Origin of the sequence: Janthinobacterium sp. SUN100, from assembly GCF_030397705.1 — a bacterium.
GTDB lineage: Bacteria > Pseudomonadota > Gammaproteobacteria > Burkholderiales > Burkholderiaceae_D > Janthinobacterium > Janthinobacterium kumbetense.
This window is the reverse complement of sequence record NZ_JAPUBU010000008.1, coordinates 62,232-80,003: the sequence shown is the minus strand read 5'-3', so window position 1 is coordinate 80,003 and position 17,772 is coordinate 62,232. Positions and strand designations below refer to the sequence as shown.

Sequence of the window (17,772 nt, the reverse complement as noted above, 5' to 3'; positions counted from 1 at the left end):
GGGGCGGCTGGCGTGATGCGGTAATGCAATGAGGAAATGGTAGCAATTGTTACTTTTGGATCACGTAGCCGCACGACGCAAATTCCCGTCGGATTTGTCCTACCGTGTGTAAGAGCCGGTACACATGCCGGCATTGCCTGCAAGGGGGAACGCGGGCAGAATGGTGTGTACGAGGAGGAGACACCGCATGAAAATTGCCGCCATTTCCGATATTCACGGCAACCTCGATGCGCTCGAGGCCGTGCTGGCCGACATCGCCCTGCGTGGCGTGGACATGATCGTCAACCTGGGCGATATCGTCTCGGGCCATCTGCAGCCGCGCGCCACGGCGGCGCGCCTGATGGGGCTGGACTTGCCCACCATCCGCGGCAACCACGAGCGGCAATTGTTCGGCGACCCGGCCCACATGGGCGTGTCGGACGCTTTTGCGCGCGCGCAGCTGCTGCCAGAGCAACTCGCGTGGATCAATGCCCTGCCTGCCACCTTGCGCTTGCGCAAGGATGTGCTGCTCGTGCATGGCACGCCGCAAAGCGATCTCGTGTATTTTCTCGACAGCGTCACGCCGCAAGGCAGCCGGGCCGCCACGCCGGACGAGGTGGCCGAACGGGCCGGGACGACGGATGCGGCCCTGATCCTGTGCGGCCATACGCACATGCCGCGCCAGGTACGCTTGCCCGATGGCCGGCTGGTCGTCAATCCGGGCAGCGTGGGCTTGCAAGCCTACGACGACGACCATGGTTATGCGCACGTGATGGAAAACGGCACGCCGCATGCGCGCTATGCGATCGCCGAACAGGGTGCTGATGGCGCCTGGACGGCGCAGTTGCACGCCGTGGCATATGACTGGGAAAAGGCGGCCCGGCTGGCGCTGGCGAACGGGCGGCCCGACTGGGTCACGCCCTTGCGCACGGGCCGGGTTGGCTGATCAGCGGAACTCTTCGGCCACCAGGTTGTACTTCTGCATCTTGTGGTACAAGGTTTGCTTCGGCAAGCCGAGCACTGCGCTCACTTCGCTGACGTTGCCGGAATATGCGCGCAGTTCCTGTTCGATCAGTGCACGTTCGAAGCCGTTGACCTGTTCCGCCAGCGACAGGGGACTGGCCAGCCCGGCCGCCAGCAAGCTCGAGGCGCCGCCGGCGATGCCCAGCACGAAGCGGTCGGCGATATTGCGCAGCTCGCGCACATTGCCGGGCCAGGAATGGGCCATCAGGTTGCGCATCTGCGCGCTGGAGACGACGGGCGCGGCGCGGTTGTAGCGGGCGGCGGCGGCCAGCACGAAGTGTTCGAACAGGATGGGAATGTCCTCGCGCCGTTCGCGCAGCGGCGGCAGATGCAGCACGATCAGATTCAGGCGGTAGTACAGGTCGCTGCGGAATTTCTGTTGCTGCGACAAGTCTTCCAGGTCCAGCTTGGCCGCCGCGATGACGCGCACGTCGACGGGCGTGGGCACGTTCGAGCCCAGGCGCTCGATATAGCGTTCCTGCAGCACGCGCAGCAATTTGACTTGCAGGGACAGGGGCAGCGATTCGATTTCGTCGAGGAAAAAAGTGCCTTGATCCGCGTGCTCGATCTTGCCCACCTGGCGCTTGGCCGCGCCCGTGAACGCACCCGGTTCGTGGCCGAAGACTTCGCTTTCAAAAATGCTTTCGGGAATCGCGCCGCAGTTGACGGCGACGAAGTTGTGCTTGCGGCGGTGGCTGAAGTCATGCAGGCAGCGCGCCACCATTTCCTTGCCCGTGCCAGTGTCGCCATAGATCAGCACGTCGGCCGGTTCGTCTGCTACGTCGAGTATCAGGCGCCGTATGTCGCGCATCGCCACGGAATTGCCCAGCAGGCGCGCTTCGATGCCGCCGCCGTCCTCGAGCTGGCGGCGCAGGCTGTGCACTTCCAGGGTCAGGCGCCGCGTTTCCAGCGCGCGCAGGATGACGTCGACCAGTTGCTCGGATGAATACGGTTTTTCGATGAAATCGTAGGCGCCCGTGCGCATGGCGTGCACGGCCATCGTGATGTCGCCGTGGCCCGTGACGAGGATCACGGGCAGGTTGGCGTCCAGCGTCTTGACCGCCTGCAGCAATTCCAGGCCGCTCATGCCGGGCAGGCGCACGTCGCTGACGACGATGCCGGGGAAATCCGGCGTCAGCAGTTTATAGGCCAGCTCGGCCGAGTGAAACGCCAGCACGTCCAGGCCGGCCAGCTGCAGGGCCTGCTCGCTGCCTTCGCGTACGGTGGGGTCGTCCTCGACCAGCAAGACCTTCAAGCCGTCAAACATGTTTTTCCTCCTGCGTTGCAATCTGTAGTTCGATGGTGAAGATGGCGCCGCCGCCGGGGGCGTTTTCGGCGCGCAGCACGCCGCCGAACTGGCGCGTGATCTGTTCGGAAATGGCCAGCCCCAGTCCCAGTCCCAGGCCTTGCGGCTTGGTGGTGAAGAACGGTTCGAACAGATGTTCGCACACTTCCGTCGACAGGCCAGGTCCCGTGTCGGCCACGTGGATCAGCACGTGCTCCTGCGTGCATTCGACGGCCACGCGCAGGCTGCGCACGTCGCTGCCATTCATGGCGTCGAGCGCGTTGGCGTACAGGTTCACCAGCACCTGTTCCAGGCGGTTGCTTTCGCACATGGCGAAGATGTCTTCGGGCGGCAATTGCAAAGTAAAACGCACATTTTCCACCTGCAGCCGGCGTTCGACGAGGAACAGGGCGTTGCTGATCGCCGTGGGGATCGAGACGGACGTCAGGCTGGTGGTCGACTTGCGCGCAAAAATCTTCAATTGACCCGTAATGGTCCCCATCCTGGCCGCAATTTGCGAGATCTTCGCCAGGTTGCGCCGCGCGTCGTCGAGCCGCCCGCGTTCGAGCAGGATGACGGCATTGTCGGACATGGTGCGCAGCGCCGTCAGCGGCTGGTTGAGTTCATGCGTGATGCTGGCGGACATCTGTCCCAGCACGGCCATCTTGCCGGCTTGAAACAGTTCGTTTTGCGTGATGTGGAGTTTTTGCTCGGCCTTGCTGCGCACGTCGATTTCCTGGCTCAGGCTTTGCGTCATGGCATTGAGTTCCGACGTGCGTTCCTCGACCATGGCTTCCAGGTTGTCGTACGCATGCTGCAAGTCTTCGCGGGCGCGCAATTTTTGCGCCACGGCCGCGCGGCGCTGGCGCAGGTAAAAGAACAGCAGCATGAAGAAGCCCAGCAGCACGCAAGAGAAGGCGGCCGCCGCGCGCGCGCTGGCCTTGGCCTGCGCCAGGTCGGACAGGTAAATGAACGTCCAGCCTTGCGGGGACTTGAGTTTGATCTGCGTCATGACGCTGGAGCTGATCTTCGGCGGCGTGTCGGCGTGTTCCTGCTCGCGCACGCTGATCACGCGGGCGCCATTGCCCAGCTGGCGGTCGGATACGAAGGGGATGGCTGCCAGCTGCTTCGAATAATACTGGCGCGTGCGGTTGAGTTCTTCGACGATGGCGGGCGACAGCGGTGCCAGGGTCTTGTATTTCCAGTCCGCCATGGAGCTGAGGAAGATCACGCCGTGCTCGTCGGCCAGCATGACCTTGTCGGCGCCCTGCACCCAGCGTTTTTCCAGGTTTTCCAGGTTCACCTTCACCGTTGCCAGGCCCAGCATGTGGCCATTCTGGTAGATGCCGTGGGCAAAGAAATAACCGGGTTCCAGCCGCGTCGTGCCCACGCCATAGAAGCGGCCCGGCGTGCCGCGCAGCGCGTCCTGGGCGTAGGGGCGGAACGAGATATTGTCGCCAATAAAGCTATCGGGCTGCTGCCAGTTGCTGGCGGCCCGCGTGTTGCCGTCGAGGTTGCTGATGAAAATGGTCGATGATTTCGCCTGAGCATTCATTTGCTCGAGGTAATGGTTGACCGTATCGACCAGCACCGGGTCTTCCGGATGTTGCAGCAGGCGGATGACGTCGCGGTTCAGTTCCAGCGTCTTGGGCAGGAAATCGTATTTTTCCAGCGCATTTTCCAGGCTGCTGACATATACCTCGAGGCGCTGCGCGCCGCTGGCCTGCAGCTTGCCGATGGCGATGCGTTCGGTCCAGAAATACACGAGCCAGACGGTGGCCAGACAGGCGGCCAGCACCACGCCCCAGGCCAGCGTTTCGCGGCCCGACCGTTGCGACAGGCGCTGGCGCCAGGAAAGGGAGGGTTTCGTAGTACTGCTATTCATAAAATCAGCTGCCAACTTGCAAGAACCCACAGTATCGCATTTAAATATTGCGTAAAAAGAAAAAGCCGCCGGATATGCATCCGGCGGCTCACATTTCTATGTCACGGACAGCTCGGCGTCCTTAGAAGGTATGGCGCATGCCCAGGTTAAAGCCGCTGTTGCCGGTGCCAGTGTCCGTGGCATTGCCGACGACGAAGGTGGCGCCGTTCTTGTTGCTGATGTGGCCGTAACCGGTGTACAGGTCGCTGCGCTTGGACAGGGCGTAGAAGGCGCCGATGGCCCATTGCTGGGCGTCACGGTCGGCATTGCTCTTGTCGTTGTGGCGGATGTAGGACGCGACCAGCTTGGTGGCACCGAACGGTGCGCTGAAGCCGAGCAGGATGTCGTTGCTCTTGCTGTTGTCGAGGGCGCGGTTGTCGGCGTAGCCGAAGTTGCCTTGCAGCACGCCAAAGTCGTAGCGCGTGGCCAGCAGGGTGTTGCGCGTTTGCTGGGTCGCCAGCGCATTTTCCTTGCGGTGGTGCGTCAGGGTCACGTTCAGCGGACCGTCGATGTAGTGGACGGCGCCGCCCATGCTGCGGTTTTTCGCATTATCGCCAGCTACTTCGCCAAAGCCATACGCCAGGTCGGCCGACAGCTTGCTCCAGGTCGGCGTGGTGTATTGCACCATGTTATCGACGCGGATATTCGTCACCATCAGGTTCGATGCCGTGCCGGCCAGGCCGATGACGAACGGATCGGCCACGTCGCGCAGGGCCAGGTAGTACGGGGAATATTGGCGGCCCAGGGTGACGGCGCCGGCGCTGCCGGTCAGGCCGACATATGCCTGGCGGCCGAACAACAGACCGCCCTGGCCCGAGGTGCCGGTGTCGATATTGAAACCGCTTTCCAGCACGAAGGTAGCGGCCAGGCCGCCGCCCAGGTCTTCCTTGCCCTTGAAGCCGATGCGCGAGCCGGAAGCGACGCCGGAAGCGACGCGGTTCAGGCGGTCTCCAGCCGCATCCTTGTCGAACACCAGGCCGGCGTCAGCCACGCCGTAGATGGTCACGCTCGATTGGGCCATGGCGCCAGTGGAGGCTGCGCCGAGGGTCAGCAGGGTAAACAGGACTTTTTTCATGAAAATCTCTCTAATAAGTTGGAATGACTACTGATCGCACTACCTGACTGCTTGTTACTCAACATCGACAACAAATAAATGGCCCGCTTGTGGCGGGCCATGGCGCTATCAGGCTTTGCTAGCGTGATCCGCTTCGCCCCAATGGCTTTCCGTGTTCAGGCTGGCCGCGTTGGCCGCGGCGGCTTCTTCCTCGGTGGCCAGGCCACCTTCCCACTTGGCGACGACGGCCGTGGCGACGGCATTGCCGACCGCGTTGGTGGCCGAACGGCCCATGTCGAGGAATTGGTCGACGCCCATCAGCAGCAGCAAGCCCGCTTCCGGAATATTGAACTGGTTCAGGGTAGCGGCAATCACCACCAGCGAGGCGCGCGGCACGCCGGCCATGCCTTTCGAGGTCAGCATCAGCAGCAGCAGCATGGTGATCTGGGTGCCGATCGACAGGTCGATGCCGTAGGCTTGCGCGATGAACAGCACGGCAAAGGTGCAGTACATCATCGAACCGTCGAGGTTGAAGGAGTAGCCCATTGGCAACACAAAACTGGAAATCTTGCGGTCCACGCCGAACTGGTCGAGCGCCGTCAGCAGTTTTGGATAGGCCGCTTCCGAGCTGGCCGTCGAGAATGCCAACAGGAACGGTTCGCGGATCAGGCCGACCAGTTTGAAGATGCGCGGGCCGATGACCACGAAACCGGCGCCGATCAGCAGAGCCCACAGGCACAGCAGGCCAACGTAGAAGCCGCCCATGAACTTGGCAAACGTGATCAGCACGCCCAGGCCGTGGGTGGTGATGACGGAAGCCATCGCGGCGAACACGGCCAGCGGGGCCAGGTTCATGATGGTGCCGGTGATGCGCAGCATGACTTGCGCCAGCTGGTCGACGACGGCCGTCAGGGTCTTGCCCGATTCGCCCAGGCCGGCCAGTGCGCCGCCGAAGAAGATCGAGAATACCAGCACTTGCAGGATTTCATTGTTGGCCATGGCCTCGATCGGCGACTTCGGCACCAGGTGCGTGAAGAAATCTTTCAAGGTGAAGGCGGCCGTTTTCAGATTGGTCGACGCGTGGATGTCCGGCAATGGCAAACCCAGGTTGGTTCCCAGCTGCATCAGGTTCGACAGCACCATGCCCAGCGCCAGCGACACCAGCGAGGCCACCACGAACCAGCACATGGCTTTCAGGCCGATGCGGCCCGCCGTCTTGCCGTCGCCCATGTGGGCGATACCGACGGTCAGGGTGGAGAACACCAGCAGCGCAATGATCATCTTGATCAGGCGCAGGAAGACGTCGGTGACGATAGAAATATTGCCAGCGATTTGAGCGCTGAGCTTGGCATCAGGGAAAGCGGTGTTGCATCCATAGCCCACGGCAATGCCGAGGATCATGGCAATCAGGATGTACAGGGTTAATGGCCGTTTCTTTTTCATTTTGACTCCTCCGGTGAAACGCCGCTGTGAGCGGATTATTGATAGCGAGCAACTCAAGCTTGGAGTCAATATTTCTCAAAAACAAGCCCTTGCGTGCCAGCGATTATTTGCAGCAAAACCTGTACATAGCAAAGGATATGCCTGAAATGGGAATTTGGAACCTAACTTCTTAAGTTGTTGATTTAAGGATGCTTTTTTGTTGTTTAGATGTCGCAACTTGGCGCGCTTGCGCGAAATATTGGACGCGGCGGGATATCGCTGTATGACTTTTCATACGCTAGTCGCGGCAGGGCGGTGGCGCGTCAAAAAGACAAGATTATCAGGATAATAAAAAAGCCCCTCCGAAGAGGGGCTTGATGTGACGCAATGCGTGTTCTCTTGACGTTAGAACTTGATATTCGCCGTCAGGCTGAACGAACGGGGCTGGCCCGGGGTGTAGCGGAAGCCGGACTTGTTGATGGCCGCCACATAGGTCTTGTCGGCCAGGTTGTAGGCGTTCAACTGCACGTCGAGGTTCTTGTTGACGGTGTAGGTTGCCATGGCGTCGAAGACCCAATAGGCATCCACGCGGGCCGGCGTGCCGACGGCGCCGTCGGTGCCGCGCAGCATTTCACCCACGTAACGCGCGCCGCCGCCGATCTTCAGGCCGAATGGCAGGGTGTACGAAGTCCAGCTGGTGAACGCCTGTTTTGGCGTGTAGGTGAGGTTCTTGTCGCCGCTGGCCGTGAAGACCTTGTTCGACTCGACCTTGGTATTCATGCGGGTGTAGCCGGCGCTGACCAGCCAGTTCGGCATGATTTCGCCTACCACGCCCAGTTCCAGGCCTTGCACGCGTTTCTTGCCGGTCTGGTAATAAATGGTCGAGATGACGGGATCTTGCTCCACTTCATTCTTGACGGTGGTCTGGTAGACGGCGGCCGACAGCGACAGTTTTTGCTTCAGGAAGTCCCACTTGGTGCCGATTTCCTTGGTGATGGTTTCCTGTGGGTCATAGTTCAGGTTTTGCGCGCTGCTGGCGGCGGTGCTCAGGGCAAAATTGGTGCCTGGCGGTGCTTTCGACGTGGCCAGCAAGGCGTACACGCTGCTGTTCGGCGTCGGCTTGTACATGGCCGAGATCTTGCCGTTGGCCAGGGTGTCGCTCAGGGTCAGGTGGGTGGGAATTGGCGTGCCCACTGGCAATGGCTGTACCGCAGGCGCAGTCACGGCCCCTTGCAGGGCGACGGCGTCATACGTGGTGTTGAAATGGTCGAAGCGCACGCCGCCGTTGAAGAGCCACTTGTCGCCGAACTTCATGGTATCGAACACATACAGGCTTTGCGTGTTGACTTCGCCTTCGGTGAAGGCGCCGCTGCGCACAGGGTTGTGGCCGGTGACGGTGTCGCGCGGATTCGGCTTGTACAGGTTCGCTGCCGGCAAGGTGCCCAGGCTGGCGGGCACATAGCTGTAGTTGGTCTGTTTTTCGCTGGTGAACTCGGCGCCGGCCACCACGGAGTGCTTCAGCACGCCCGTGTCGAATTGCGCGCTGACCACGGTCTGGTTGGTCAGGATCGTGTTTTCCTGGTCCTTCACGGTGCGCAGCGAGCGCGCCAGGGTCCAGGTCGACGGATCGGTGGTGACCGGTGTCTTCAGGTTGCCCATGCTGCCCATGAAGGCCGTCAGCAGGTAGTCTTGCTTGGTCTTGCCGTAGCGCGTGGTGTTCTGGATCTGCACGTTGGGCGAGAAATCATGGTCGATGCGCAAGGTGCCCATGTCGGCCTTGATCTTGTCGTAGTCCGAGGTAGAACCGTAGAAATTCTTCGGATCGACCCTGGCGGCGCTGTTCAGGAAGCTGCGGATGACCGGTTGATCCTTCGTTGGAACGTCCGGTGTCGAGTAGCCGGGCAAGCCGATGGTGGGCACGCCGCCGTCGGGCACGTTGTTTTGATCCACGTGCAGGTAGCTGGCCGTGATGCGCGTCGGCTTGCCGATGCCGAAGGTGACGGTGGGCGCGAAGGCCCAGCGCTTGTTCTTGACTTCATCGCGCGCCGGATTGCCGCTGTCCTGCGTCATCAGGTTCAGGCGCAAGGCCGTGCCCGTATCGCTGTCGAGGATGCGGTTCCAGTCGGCCGTGGCGCGTTTCTGCTTGCCGCTGCCCGCCGTCAGCAGCGAATTGAATTTGTTTTCCATGGTGGCCGTCTTGCTGACCAGATTGATCGAGCCGGTCGGCGAGCCGCGGCCGCTGTCGGTGCCCGCCGGGCCCTTCAAGACGTCGATCTGTTCGATGTTGAAGACGTCGCGCGAAATGGAACCCACGTCGCGCACGCCATCGACATAGATGCTGCCGGACGAATCGAAACCGCGCATGTAGACGGCGTCGCCCGTGTTCGTGTTGCCGTTTTCACCGAGGAAGAAAGTGCCCACGCCCGGCGTGTTGCGCAGCGCATCCGTCAGGGTCAGCGCGCCTTGCTGTTCGATCAATTCCTTCTTGATCACGACGATGGTTTGCGGCGTGTTGACCAGCTCCTCCGTGTATTTCGGCGACGAGGCTTTTTCGGCCTTGAAATCATTTTCCTTGGAACCAATGACCTTGACTTCGTTCAGGGTTTGCTGCGATGCAGGCGCGCTCTGACCGGCCGGATCGGCGGCCTGGGCGGCAACGGGCAGCAGCATCACGGCCAGGGCGGCGCCGATGTGCTGGTTGAAACGGGATTGGACGTGTTTGCGGCTCTTGATTGCCATCTTGCTCTCTCGATAAGGTCAGGGTAGTGGTTCCTGGCTGGCTGCGCGACGCTGTGCTGTGGCAAGCGGGCAAGTGGCTGGCGATGGACGGGTAGGCAGACATTGTAATTATTGGGCACTCATTCGTAAATGAGAATCGTTATCAGTCTCGTTTACGCAACGGATTGGGCGTGCCGCAAAAAAAACACTGTCATGGCCCATGAATGCTTGCTTTGCTGCATGGCCGCTGCTACGCGCGCAGGCGTCCGGCAGCGGGAGTATGATGAGCAACCTTTACAAATTTCCGCCAAGCATGCTGCAGACACCCGATGCCTTCGTCCCCCTGATCGATCCTCCCGAACCGGCCCCGGCGGCAGCCGACACGCTCACCTTCGTCTTTCACCGCGGGCGTTTATTGTTGCGCACGCCCGAGCTGACCCTGCCCACTGCCGCCGAGGCGGCCGCGCTCGATATCGACCTGAGCCGCGCCCAGCCCGTGGGCTTGTGGCAGGGCCGCTATTGCCAGACCGTCTGGACGGATGACGATGCCTTGCCCGCCGATGCGCCCCTGGCCTGGCACGGCATGCGCTCGCTGTTCCATGCCGTCGACGATGCTTTCCTGGGCCTGGCCAGCCGCGCCGCGCAGCTGGCCGAGTGGGCGCGCACGCACCGTCATTGCGGCGTGTGCGCCACGCCCATGCAGCGCACGCGCGGCGAACGCTGTTTCACCTGCGCCGCCTGCGGCATGCTCGCGTATCCGCGCATTTCGCCCGCCATGATGGTACTCATCCGCAAGGGCGAGCAAGTGCTGCTGGCCATGCACAAGCATTCGCCATCGCAGCGTTTCAGTCCCCTGGCCGGTTTCCTGGAAGCGGGCGAATCGATCGAGGAAGCCGTGCACCGCGAAGTGATGGAAGAGGTAGGCTTGCGCGTGCATAACCTGCAGTACTTCATGAGCCAATCCTGGCCGTTTCCCCATTCGCTGATGATCGCGTTTACGGCCGATTACCTCGATGGCGAGATCCGCCTCGACGAGAACGAGATCGCCGAGGCGCGCTGGTTCGGCCCCGGCGATGCGTGGCCGGAAGCGAGTTCCAGCGTGTCGATTTCCGCGCTGCTGGTGCAGGCGCACCGCCCGCCGGCAGTGCCGTAAAGCGGGGGCTGCTCAGGCAGCTTGCCGCATTTTCTATATACTGGCGGCAATTGCAAATTTTAGGGTGGTTTAGCATGTCTCAAGAATTCTCCGAAAACGACTGGCGCCGGCTCATCAGCAGCTTTGGTGAAGATCCGCAGCGTCCTGGCTTGCTGGAAACGCCGGCGCGCGTGGCAAAAGCCTGGAAACATTGGACCTCCGGCTATGGCCAGGATCCGGTCGATTTGTTGAAAGCCTTTGAGGATGGCGCGGAACAGTACAACGAGCTGATCGTCGTGCGCGGCATCCCCGTCTACAGCCATTGCGAACACCATCTGGCGCCGTTCTTCGGCAAGGCTACCATCGGCTACGTGCCCAATGGCAAGATCGTCGGCCTGTCGAAACTGACGCGCCTCGTCGATTGCTTCTCCAAGCGCCTGCAAGTGCAGGAACGCATGACGATGCAGATCGCCAATGCCTTGATGGAAGTGCTGGAACCGAAATCGGTGGGCGTGGTCGTACGCTGCCGCCACCTGTGCATGGAAAGCCGCGGCATCCGCACGCCGGGCGAAGAAACCATCACCTCGGCCATGCTGGGCGAGATGCAGCCGAACCTGGCGCTGCGTACGGAGTTCCTGGCGCTGGCGCGCGAAGTATGATGATTTAAACGATGATGCAAGACGAAGGCGGCATATGCCGCCTTTTTTTATGCGTTTTTATATTTTCCTGGATTCCCGTTCCGCCAGGTAGCGGGCCGGCGGCTTGCCCACCGCCTTGCGGAACATGGTGACAAAACCGCTGGTATTTTCATAGCCGAGTTCCAGCGCCACCGCTTTCACGCTGTGCCCTTGCGCCAGCCGTTGCAAGGTCAGGATGACGTGCAATTGCCGGCGCCAGCGGCCCACGCTCATGCCCATTTCCTCCAGGGATTGCCGGGTCATGCTGCGCTCGCTCATGCCGATGCGGCTGGCCCACTCGGCCAGCGTGCGTTTATCGGCAGGCTGGGCCAGCAGCAGGGCGGCCAGGCGGCGCAGCCGCGCATCGCGCGGCATCGGCAAATGCAAGTCTTCCACGGGAGCGGCCGCCAGTTCATCGAGCAGGGTGAGCACCAGGCGTTCCTGCGCGCCCTGCAGCGCGGCCAGGGTGGGAAAACCGGCCGCCTTGGCGATCAGTTCGCGCAGCAATGGCGAGACGGCCACGGTGCAGCAGACGGCGGGCAAGGCCGGCGCCATGCTTGGCTCGACAAACAGGCAATAACATTGCGCCTCGCCCACGCCCTGCGCCGCGTGCATCAGGCCGCCCGGTATCCACACGGCGCACTGGGGCGGCACGATCCACACGCCGCTTTCCACCTCGCAATGAATCACACCCCGCGTGGCATACAGCAACTGTCCCTTGCGGTGCTGGTGCGGCGCCTGTTCCGCATCCTCGGGCACGCTGGCCAGGCCCACGGCCAGCAAGGGACGCAGCACACCATCGACATCGAAATCGAGGATGGAGGCGTCGTCGTCCAGGCCCAGGCGGGCCGTCAGCATGTTGGGCAGGAGGGGATGGGGCATGGGAAGACTTTGGCTGGATTGAATAATATTGTGGCTATTTTATGCAATGACGCGCAGCACTGCCAACGCTATCGTATGGGCATCCGCAGCCCCGCTTCCACGGCAACCGCCGCCGCCAGTGTTCTGATGAAGGTGAGGAGGAACGGCAACCCCCTTGAAGGAGTCATCCCATGCAACTCGATTTTTCCACATTCCCCCTCGTCTGGATGCGCCGCGACGGCGCGGCAGATACCCAGGCCGATGTGCTGTTTGCCCAGTTCGACGCGCTGCTGGCGCGCCGGCAGGCGTTTGTCATCCTCAGCGAGGAAGGTTTTGACGAGGACGGGCATGAACACCCGCAGGCGGAGCGCAAGCGCGCATCGCTGTGGATGAAGCAGAACAAGGCCGCCATCCGCGCGTATATCCAGGGCATGGTGCTGATCGAACCGAACGCCGCCAAGCGCCTGGCCGGCAAGGCCTTTGCCGTCTTATTTGGCAAGTTCTGGGGCTATCCCCTGCATTTCGGCACCAGCCGCGACGACGCGCTCGACATCGCCCAGCATTTGCTCAGGGTGTGGCTGCCGCCGCAACTGCCGCCGGGCGGCGGCAGCACGGCTGCGCATCAGTAGCGGTAGTCATTAATAAAATGCTTGGTGAAGTTGTACTTGCTGCCGCCGTCGAGCAAGTCGACCAGGCGTTTCGGCGCCGAGGCAGACATGAAGGCGTCGGCCGCGCCGCCTGTGCTGCGGAACTTCATGCCGGGGCTGAGGATCTGGTTGGCGCCGATCTTCAGGTGCTGGAAGCTTTTCGTTTTTTCATTGTTGAGGATGAAGTGCAATTCCTGCTTGAACGTCAGGAAGGGGATCTTCAGCCACCAACCTTCGTCCGTGCCATAGCTGGCGACGCTGGCAAAGTGCGTGTTCTTGTCCGTCAGGGTGGGTTTGCCCAGGCGGTCGTTGATGCGTTTCATGGCTTCATTCTTGGTCATGCTGTTCTTTCGTGATTCGATCTATGCGGCGTGCATTCTGACACAGGCGCGCCGCCGCGTGCCGTGGAATGCGTCACAGCAGCAAAATCAGCGAGCCGAGCACGATCAAGCCGCCACCGAGGGCCCCTTTCAGCGTGAACGGTTCGCCCAGCACCAGCCAGCCGGCCAGCATCACCAGCGCCACGCTGAGCTTGTCGACGGGCGCCACCAGCGACACGGGCCCCAGCTGCAGCGCGCGGAAATAGCATAGCCACGACAAGCCTGTGGCCACGCCCGAGGCGATCAGGCAGGTCCAGCCCACCCAGTTGCCGCCGGCGGGCCGCTGCCACTCCGCGCGCAGCGAGATGATGGCCGCCGTCACCAGCAGGATGACGCCCGTGCGTATCAAGGTGGCCATGTTGCTGTTCAGGTGGGCCACGCCCAGCTTGCCCAGGATGGCCGTCAGGGCCGCGAACACGGCCGACAGGATGGCAAAGCCTTGCCAGCTCATGGTGGTGGACATGGAACTCCTTGCGCGGTGGGGAATGGGAGTGACTGTAGCGCAAAAGAACGGCGGCCGCTGGCCCCAATTTTATTGCAATGCACCATCAATTCTCATCAATTGTCGCAACGCATTAACAACACTGGGCAAAATTCATTGCTTCCCGGCATTGTAAATATCGGTCGTTCGAGCGTATGCTGAAGCAGTCTGAACGGTGCCGCCAGAGCACCGTCGCCGCCGCATTCCTGGCCAGCCGAGCTGGAAGCGGGCCACGCCCCTTTGCCGCAAATAGATAGTTGGAGACACAGCATGAAGAAATTGACGTTCCAGCAAAAGTTATGGATTCCCCTGATTTGCAGCCTGTTGTGCATCACCGTTATTTTTGTCTATAACGCCCTGGAAGTGCGCAAGATCCGCATCGAAGAGCGCAGCGCCGACCTGAGCAATGCCGCCGACCTGGGCCTGGGTGCCGTCAAGATGTTCGGCGACCTGGCCGCCAGCGGCGCCCTGACGAAGGAAGAAGCGCAGAAGCAGGCCACGGCCGTCATCAAGAGCATGCGTTTCGGCGAGACCGGTTATTTGTCCATCATCAACCTCGATGCCGTCGTTGTGATGAATCCCGCCGCGCCGCAAACGAACGGCAAGAACATGTCGGATTTTAAAGATGCCAACGGTACTTATCTGTACCGCGACATCGTTGCCGTCGGCAAGAGCGATGCGGGCAAGGGCTTCGTCCACTATTACTTCCCCCGTCCCGGCCAGAAAACCCCCGAACCGAAGATGAGCCGCGTGGTGGCCTACAAGCCATGGGCCTGGACCCTGGTGGTGGGCGTGTACATGGATGATATCGATGCGGCCTTCCGCCAGTCGCTGCTCACCTCGCTGGGCGTGCTGGTACTGGTATGCGGCTTGCTGGCGGCCGTCGTCGTGGTGATCAACCGCAGCCTGCGCCATGCGCTGGGCGGCGATCCCGAGTATGCGGCCGACGTGGCGGAAAAGATCGCGAATAACGATTTGAGCGGCGTCGTGCGCACGCATGCCAATGACCGCCACAGCGTGCTGTACGCGATGAAAACCATGCAGACCAACCTGGTCGATGCGATCAGCGAAATCCGCCACAGCGCCGAGACGATTGCCACGGCATCGAGCGAGATTGCCAGCGGCAATATGGACTTGTCGGCGCGCACGGAAATGCAAGCCAGTTCGCTGGAAGAAACGGCCGCCTCGATGGAGGAACTGACATCGACGGTGACGCAGAACGCGGGCAACGCCGTGCAGGCGAATGAGCTGGCGCAGTCCGCTTCCGCCGTGGCCCGCCAGGGCGGCGCCGTGGTGGCGCAAGTGATCGGCACCATGGACACCATCAACGCTTCGTCGCGCAAGATCGTCGACATCATCGGCGTCATCGACGGCATCGCCTTCCAGACGAATATCCTCGCCCTGAACGCGGCCGTGGAAGCGGCGCGCGCGGGCGAACAGGGACGCGGCTTTGCCGTCGTGGCGTCGGAAGTGCGCAATCTGGCGCAACGCTCGGCCGGCGCGGCGAAGGAAATCAAGGAGCTGATCGGCGCTTCCGTCGACAGCATCGCGGCCGGCAGCACGCTCGTCGCACAGGCGGGCACGACCATGGACCAGGTGGTCGCTTCCGTTTCGCGCGTGACCGACATCATGGCCGACATCACGGCCGCCTCGCACGAGCAAAGCACGGGCATCGGCCATGTCAACCAGGCAATCACGGAGATGGATAGCGTGACGCAGCAAAATGCGGCACTGGTGGAAGAGGCGGCGGCAGCGGCGTCGAGCATGCAAGACCAGGCGGCCGTGCTGGCGCAACTGGTGGCGCGCTTCAAGCTGTCGGCGCAGGAATCGGGGACGGCGCCGCGCCTGGCGGCAAGCTCGGCTGGCGCGCCACGCGCCGTGGCGAAAAAGCCGCTGCGCAGCCTGGCAGCGCGCTAGGGGTTTCGTTCAGGACTTACTGGGCTGGCGCCGCCGCTTGCGGCGCCGGTTCGAATTCCAGCTTGTCATCGACGACCACGAATTGCCCGATCGGCTGGCCCAGGTCGGCTTTCGGGTCGTTTTCCATTTCCGTCAGCTCATTGCAGGTATTCGTTTCCGCCTGCCACAGCTGCTTGCCCATGCGGATATTCCATATGCCATCGCCGGCCGCAAACAGCTCGACGGTGATGTCGGCCGGCGCATCCGTCGACAAGGTATGCAGGCGCTGGCATTGCGGCAAATTGGTCGCCATCAGCTGCACTTCCACGGTATCTTGCCAAAAATAACGTTGCTGGCGGCGCACGGTCAGGGAATGGTCTTGCCCATCGAACATATAGATGGCGAAGTCCTGGACACAGCCTGACAGCAGGACGGACAGCGTGACGATCAGGAGTTTGCGCATGGTCGGCTTTCTTTGTTTGTGCTCTGGAATGTCGGGATGCCTGCGTGACGGCGCGAGTGGGCGCTTGCCTCGCTTGGGCGCCGTCTTGTTTTTCGCTTACGTGGCATTATATCCATGCATATCAGTTGCGGCGCGACAATAGTGATGCGGAGGCCGCCTGCCCTACTTATCTACCTGGAAAGACCACGATGATCGACCTGTATTACTGGACCACGCCCAACGGGCACAAAGTGACGATGTTCCTGGAAGAAGCGGGCATCCCCTACAAGCTCATTCCCGTGCATATCGGCAAGGGCGAACAGTTCAAGCCCGAGTTTCTCGCCATCGCGCCGAACAACCGCATCCCCGCCATCGTCGACCAGGCGCCGGCAGATGGCGGCGCGCCGCTGTCCCTGTTCGAGTCGGGCGCCATTTTGCAATACCTGGCCGAGAAAAGCGGGCAATTCCTGCCGGACGACGTGCGCGGACGCGCCGAAGTCATGCAGTGGCTGTTCTGGCAAATGGGCGGCCTGGGCCCCATGGCCGGGCAAAACCACCATTTCGTGCAATATGCGCCGGAACCCATCGAGTACGCCATCACGCGCTACGTGAATGAAACGAACCGGCTGTATGGCGTGCTGAACAAGCGCCTGGCGGACCGTGCATTCGTGGCCGGTGACAACTATTCCATCGCCGACATGGCGATCTACCCGTGGATCGTGCCGCACGCCCGCCAGCGCCAGAAGCTGGAAGACTTCCCGCACCTGGCGCGCTGGTTCGCGGCCATTGCCGCCCGTCCCGCCACCGTGCGCGCATATGCGCGGGCGGCCGAAATCAATGTGCAGCCGACCGTCAGCGGCGACGCGAAAAGCGTGCTGTTCGGACAGACGGCGAAGACGGTGGCGTGATCGACGGTCAGTTTCCCCGGTAAGTGGAAAAACCGAAAGGACTGAGCAGCAAGGGAATGTGATAGTGCTGGTCGGTCTTTTCCACGTGAAATTGCACGGGGATTTCCGGGAAAAAAGTTTCCTGTTTCAGGCGCGCATAGTGCTCGCCTGTCTTGAACACGATGCGGTAATCGCCCGCCTGCAAGGGCGTATCGGCCGGATACATGGCCGCGATGCGCCCCTGCGCATTCGTCACGGCGCTGCTCAATTGCTTCCAGTCATCTCCCTTCTTTTGCTCCAGGGTCACCGTCACGCCCGCCGTCGGCTGGCCGCTTTGCAAGTCGAGGATGTGCACGCTCAAGGGATTGGCGGCGGCCAGGGCCGTGCCGGACAGGCTGGCGAAGGCCAGGGCGGCGGTGATTTTTTTCAGACAGGTCATCGTTGTTGCTTTCAAGGTGGGGTGGAATCGAGTTCAGGGAGGGCGGCCAGCGCCGCCCGGGCGCAGGCACGGTCTTGCAGGGCGCCACCGCCACCGGCGACGCCGATGGCGCCAACCACCTGCCCCTGTGCCATCAACGGCAAGCCGCCGCCCAGCAGCAACAGTTCCGGCACGCTGGTCAAATTGCTCATGTCCGGATTGTTGCGGGCCGCCACGGCCAGCGCATAGGTATCGCTCTTGGTGGACAAGGCCGTGTACGCCTTGCGCCGGCTGGCTTCCGTGTTGTGGGGCCCGACGCCGTCGGCGCGCTGCACGGCGACGACATTGCCGCCATGGTCCAGTATGGTGACGACGATGTGCCGGCCCTGCGCCTGGCACGCGGCCATGGCCGCGTTGGCCAGCTTGTTGGCCGCCGCCAGCGGCAGGTCATTGATGCTGCGCAATTGCGCGTGGGTGGGACTGGCCAGCAGGCACAGCAGGGTACTGCCGAGTAACAGGGTTTTCATGTGGCGTCCAGGAAACAAG

At 61.9% G+C, this 17,772-nt stretch carries 17 protein-coding genes; 6 read left to right on the top strand and 11 right to left on the bottom strand.

The annotated features are described in order from the left end of the window. Positions 1-187 precede the first annotated feature (187 nt). Positions 188-925 (top strand): metallophosphoesterase family protein, encoded by a 738-nt coding sequence (locus O0881_RS28415; protein ID WP_289914019.1) that lies wholly within the window; start codon positions 188-190, stop codon positions 923-925. On the opposite strand, the gene O0881_RS28410 is transcribed toward O0881_RS28415, so the two are convergent. The 5 genes from O0881_RS28410 to O0881_RS28390 all read right to left on the bottom strand — a co-directional run bounded on the left by O0881_RS28410 (position 926) and on the right by O0881_RS28390 (position 9,426). Further along, positions 926-2,269 (bottom strand): sigma-54 dependent transcriptional regulator, encoded by a 1,344-nt coding sequence (locus tag O0881_RS28410; RefSeq protein WP_077398169.1) that lies wholly within the window; start codon positions 2,267-2,269, stop codon positions 926-928. It abuts the gene before it with no gap. Next, the gene (locus O0881_RS28405; protein ID WP_289900512.1) at positions 2,262-4,172 is read right to left on the bottom strand and encodes an ATP-binding protein; all 1,911 of its coding nucleotides are present in this window, start codon (positions 4,170-4,172) and stop codon (positions 2,262-2,264) included. The genes O0881_RS28410 and O0881_RS28405 overlap by 8 nt, the downstream gene beginning before the upstream one ends. Positions 4,173-4,293: 121 nt before the next feature. Then, entirely contained in the window at positions 4,294-5,286 is a 993-nt protein-coding gene (locus O0881_RS28400; RefSeq protein ID WP_289914018.1) for a porin, read from the bottom strand. 108 nt (positions 5,287-5,394) lie between these two features. Beyond that, entirely contained in the window at positions 5,395-6,708 is a 1,314-nt protein-coding gene (locus O0881_RS28395; protein WP_289914017.1) for a dicarboxylate/amino acid:cation symporter, read from the bottom strand. Between the two features lie 384 nt (positions 6,709-7,092). Beyond that, entirely contained in the window at positions 7,093-9,426 is a 2,334-nt protein-coding gene (locus O0881_RS28390) for a catecholate siderophore receptor Fiu (RefSeq protein ID WP_289914016.1), read from the bottom strand. A 292-nt stretch (positions 9,427-9,718) separates the two neighbouring features. Here O0881_RS28390 and nudC point away from each other — a divergent pair, with 292 nt between their 5' ends. Together nudC and folE are read left to right on the top strand one after the other, a co-directional pair. Then, positions 9,719-10,558, top strand: coding sequence for an NAD(+) diphosphatase (nudC, locus tag O0881_RS28385; protein ID WP_289914082.1), 840 nt, complete (start codon positions 9,719-9,721; stop codon positions 10,556-10,558). 74 nt (positions 10,559-10,632) lie between these two features. Then, complete coding sequence (gene folE, locus O0881_RS28380; protein ID WP_099666133.1) at positions 10,633-11,196, top strand: GTP cyclohydrolase I FolE; 564 nt, start codon at positions 10,633-10,635, stop codon at positions 11,194-11,196. Positions 11,197-11,253: 57 nt separating this feature from the next. Here the strand turns inward: folE and O0881_RS28375 are convergent, their stop codons facing one another. After that, on the bottom strand, positions 11,254-12,096 hold the full coding sequence (locus O0881_RS28375; protein WP_289914015.1) for a helix-turn-helix transcriptional regulator: 843 nt from the start codon (positions 12,094-12,096) through the stop codon (positions 11,254-11,256). Between the two features lie 170 nt (positions 12,097-12,266). Here O0881_RS28375 and O0881_RS28370 point away from each other — a divergent pair, with 170 nt between their 5' ends. After that, positions 12,267-12,704 carry a hypothetical protein gene (locus tag O0881_RS28370; protein ID WP_289914014.1) on the top strand — a complete coding sequence of 146 codons (438 nt, stop codon included), beginning with the start codon at positions 12,267-12,269 and terminating at the stop codon, positions 12,702-12,704. Here O0881_RS28370 and O0881_RS28365 read toward each other — a convergent pair. Together O0881_RS28365 and O0881_RS28360 are read right to left on the bottom strand one after the other, a co-directional pair. Further along, a complete protein-coding gene (locus tag O0881_RS28365) occupies positions 12,698-13,063 on the bottom strand; it encodes a hypothetical protein (protein WP_046683244.1) in 366 nt (121 codons plus the stop codon). The genes O0881_RS28370 and O0881_RS28365 overlap by 7 nt on opposite strands. A 73-nt stretch (positions 13,064-13,136) precedes the next feature. After that, positions 13,137-13,565: an EamA family transporter gene (locus O0881_RS28360; RefSeq protein ID WP_218965295.1), complete on the bottom strand. Its 429-nt coding sequence runs from the start codon at positions 13,563-13,565 to the stop codon at positions 13,137-13,139. A 288-nt stretch (positions 13,566-13,853) separates the two neighbouring features. Here O0881_RS28360 and O0881_RS28355 point away from each other — a divergent pair, with 288 nt between their 5' ends. Next, a complete protein-coding gene (locus O0881_RS28355; protein WP_289914013.1) occupies positions 13,854-15,500 on the top strand; it encodes a methyl-accepting chemotaxis protein in 1,647 nt (548 codons plus the stop codon). Positions 15,501-15,516: 16 nt separating this feature from the next. On the opposite strand, the gene O0881_RS28350 is transcribed toward O0881_RS28355, so the two are convergent. Then, positions 15,517-15,942, bottom strand: a complete 426-nt coding sequence (locus O0881_RS28350; protein WP_251351680.1) for a hypothetical protein — start codon at positions 15,940-15,942, stop codon at positions 15,517-15,519. 188 nt (positions 15,943-16,130) lie between these two features. Between O0881_RS28350 and O0881_RS28345 the strand changes: the two genes are divergently transcribed. Continuing rightward, complete coding sequence (locus O0881_RS28345; RefSeq protein WP_289914011.1) at positions 16,131-16,829, top strand: glutathione binding-like protein; 699 nt, start codon at positions 16,131-16,133, stop codon at positions 16,827-16,829. A 7-nt stretch (positions 16,830-16,836) separates the two neighbouring features. Here the strand turns inward: O0881_RS28345 and uraH are convergent, their stop codons facing one another. Further along, a complete protein-coding gene (gene uraH / locus O0881_RS28340; protein ID WP_289914010.1) occupies positions 16,837-17,247 on the bottom strand; it encodes a hydroxyisourate hydrolase in 411 nt (136 codons plus the stop codon). A gap of 11 nt (positions 17,248-17,258) precedes the next feature. Continuing rightward, positions 17,259-17,753, bottom strand: coding sequence for a heme-binding protein (locus tag O0881_RS28335; RefSeq protein WP_289914008.1), 495 nt, complete (start codon positions 17,751-17,753; stop codon positions 17,259-17,261). Between the last annotated feature and the right edge of the window lie 19 nt (positions 17,754-17,772).

Bases quoted from the DNA above. Each gene is read 5' to 3' on its own strand.
- O0881_RS28415 (WP_289914019.1), top strand. From the start codon at position 188: ATGAAAATTGCCGCCATTTCCGATATTCACGGCAACCTCGATGCGCTC.
- O0881_RS28410 (WP_077398169.1), bottom strand. From the start codon at position 2,269: ATGTTTGACGGCTTGAAGGTCTTGCTGGTCGAGGACGACCCCACCGTA.
- O0881_RS28405 (WP_289900512.1), bottom strand. From the start codon at position 4,172: ATGAATAGCAGTACTACGAAACCCTCCCTTTCCTGGCGCCAGCGCCTG.
- O0881_RS28400 (WP_289914018.1), bottom strand. From the start codon at position 5,286: ATGAAAAAAGTCCTGTTTACCCTGCTGACCCTCGGCGCAGCCTCCACT.
- O0881_RS28395 (WP_289914017.1), bottom strand. From the start codon at position 6,708: ATGAAAAAGAAACGGCCATTAACCCTGTACATCCTGATTGCCATGATC.
- O0881_RS28390 (WP_289914016.1), bottom strand. From the start codon at position 9,426: ATGGCAATCAAGAGCCGCAAACACGTCCAATCCCGTTTCAACCAGCAC.
- nudC (WP_289914082.1), top strand. From the start codon at position 9,719: ATGCTGCAGACACCCGATGCCTTCGTCCCCCTGATCGATCCTCCCGAA.
- folE (WP_099666133.1), top strand. From the start codon at position 10,633: ATGTCTCAAGAATTCTCCGAAAACGACTGGCGCCGGCTCATCAGCAGC.
- O0881_RS28375 (WP_289914015.1), bottom strand. From the start codon at position 12,096: ATGCCCCATCCCCTCCTGCCCAACATGCTGACGGCCCGCCTGGGCCTG.
- O0881_RS28370 (WP_289914014.1), top strand. From the start codon at position 12,267: ATGCAACTCGATTTTTCCACATTCCCCCTCGTCTGGATGCGCCGCGAC.
- O0881_RS28365 (WP_046683244.1), bottom strand. From the start codon at position 13,063: ATGACCAAGAATGAAGCCATGAAACGCATCAACGACCGCCTGGGCAAA.
- O0881_RS28360 (WP_218965295.1), bottom strand. From the start codon at position 13,565: ATGTCCACCACCATGAGCTGGCAAGGCTTTGCCATCCTGTCGGCCGTG.
- O0881_RS28355 (WP_289914013.1), top strand. From the start codon at position 13,854: ATGAAGAAATTGACGTTCCAGCAAAAGTTATGGATTCCCCTGATTTGC.
- O0881_RS28350 (WP_251351680.1), bottom strand. From the start codon at position 15,942: ATGCGCAAACTCCTGATCGTCACGCTGTCCGTCCTGCTGTCAGGCTGT.
- O0881_RS28345 (WP_289914011.1), top strand. From the start codon at position 16,131: ATGATCGACCTGTATTACTGGACCACGCCCAACGGGCACAAAGTGACG.
- uraH (WP_289914010.1), bottom strand. From the start codon at position 17,247: ATGACCTGTCTGAAAAAAATCACCGCCGCCCTGGCCTTCGCCAGCCTG.
- O0881_RS28335 (WP_289914008.1), bottom strand. From the start codon at position 17,753: ATGAAAACCCTGTTACTCGGCAGTACCCTGCTGTGCCTGCTGGCCAGT.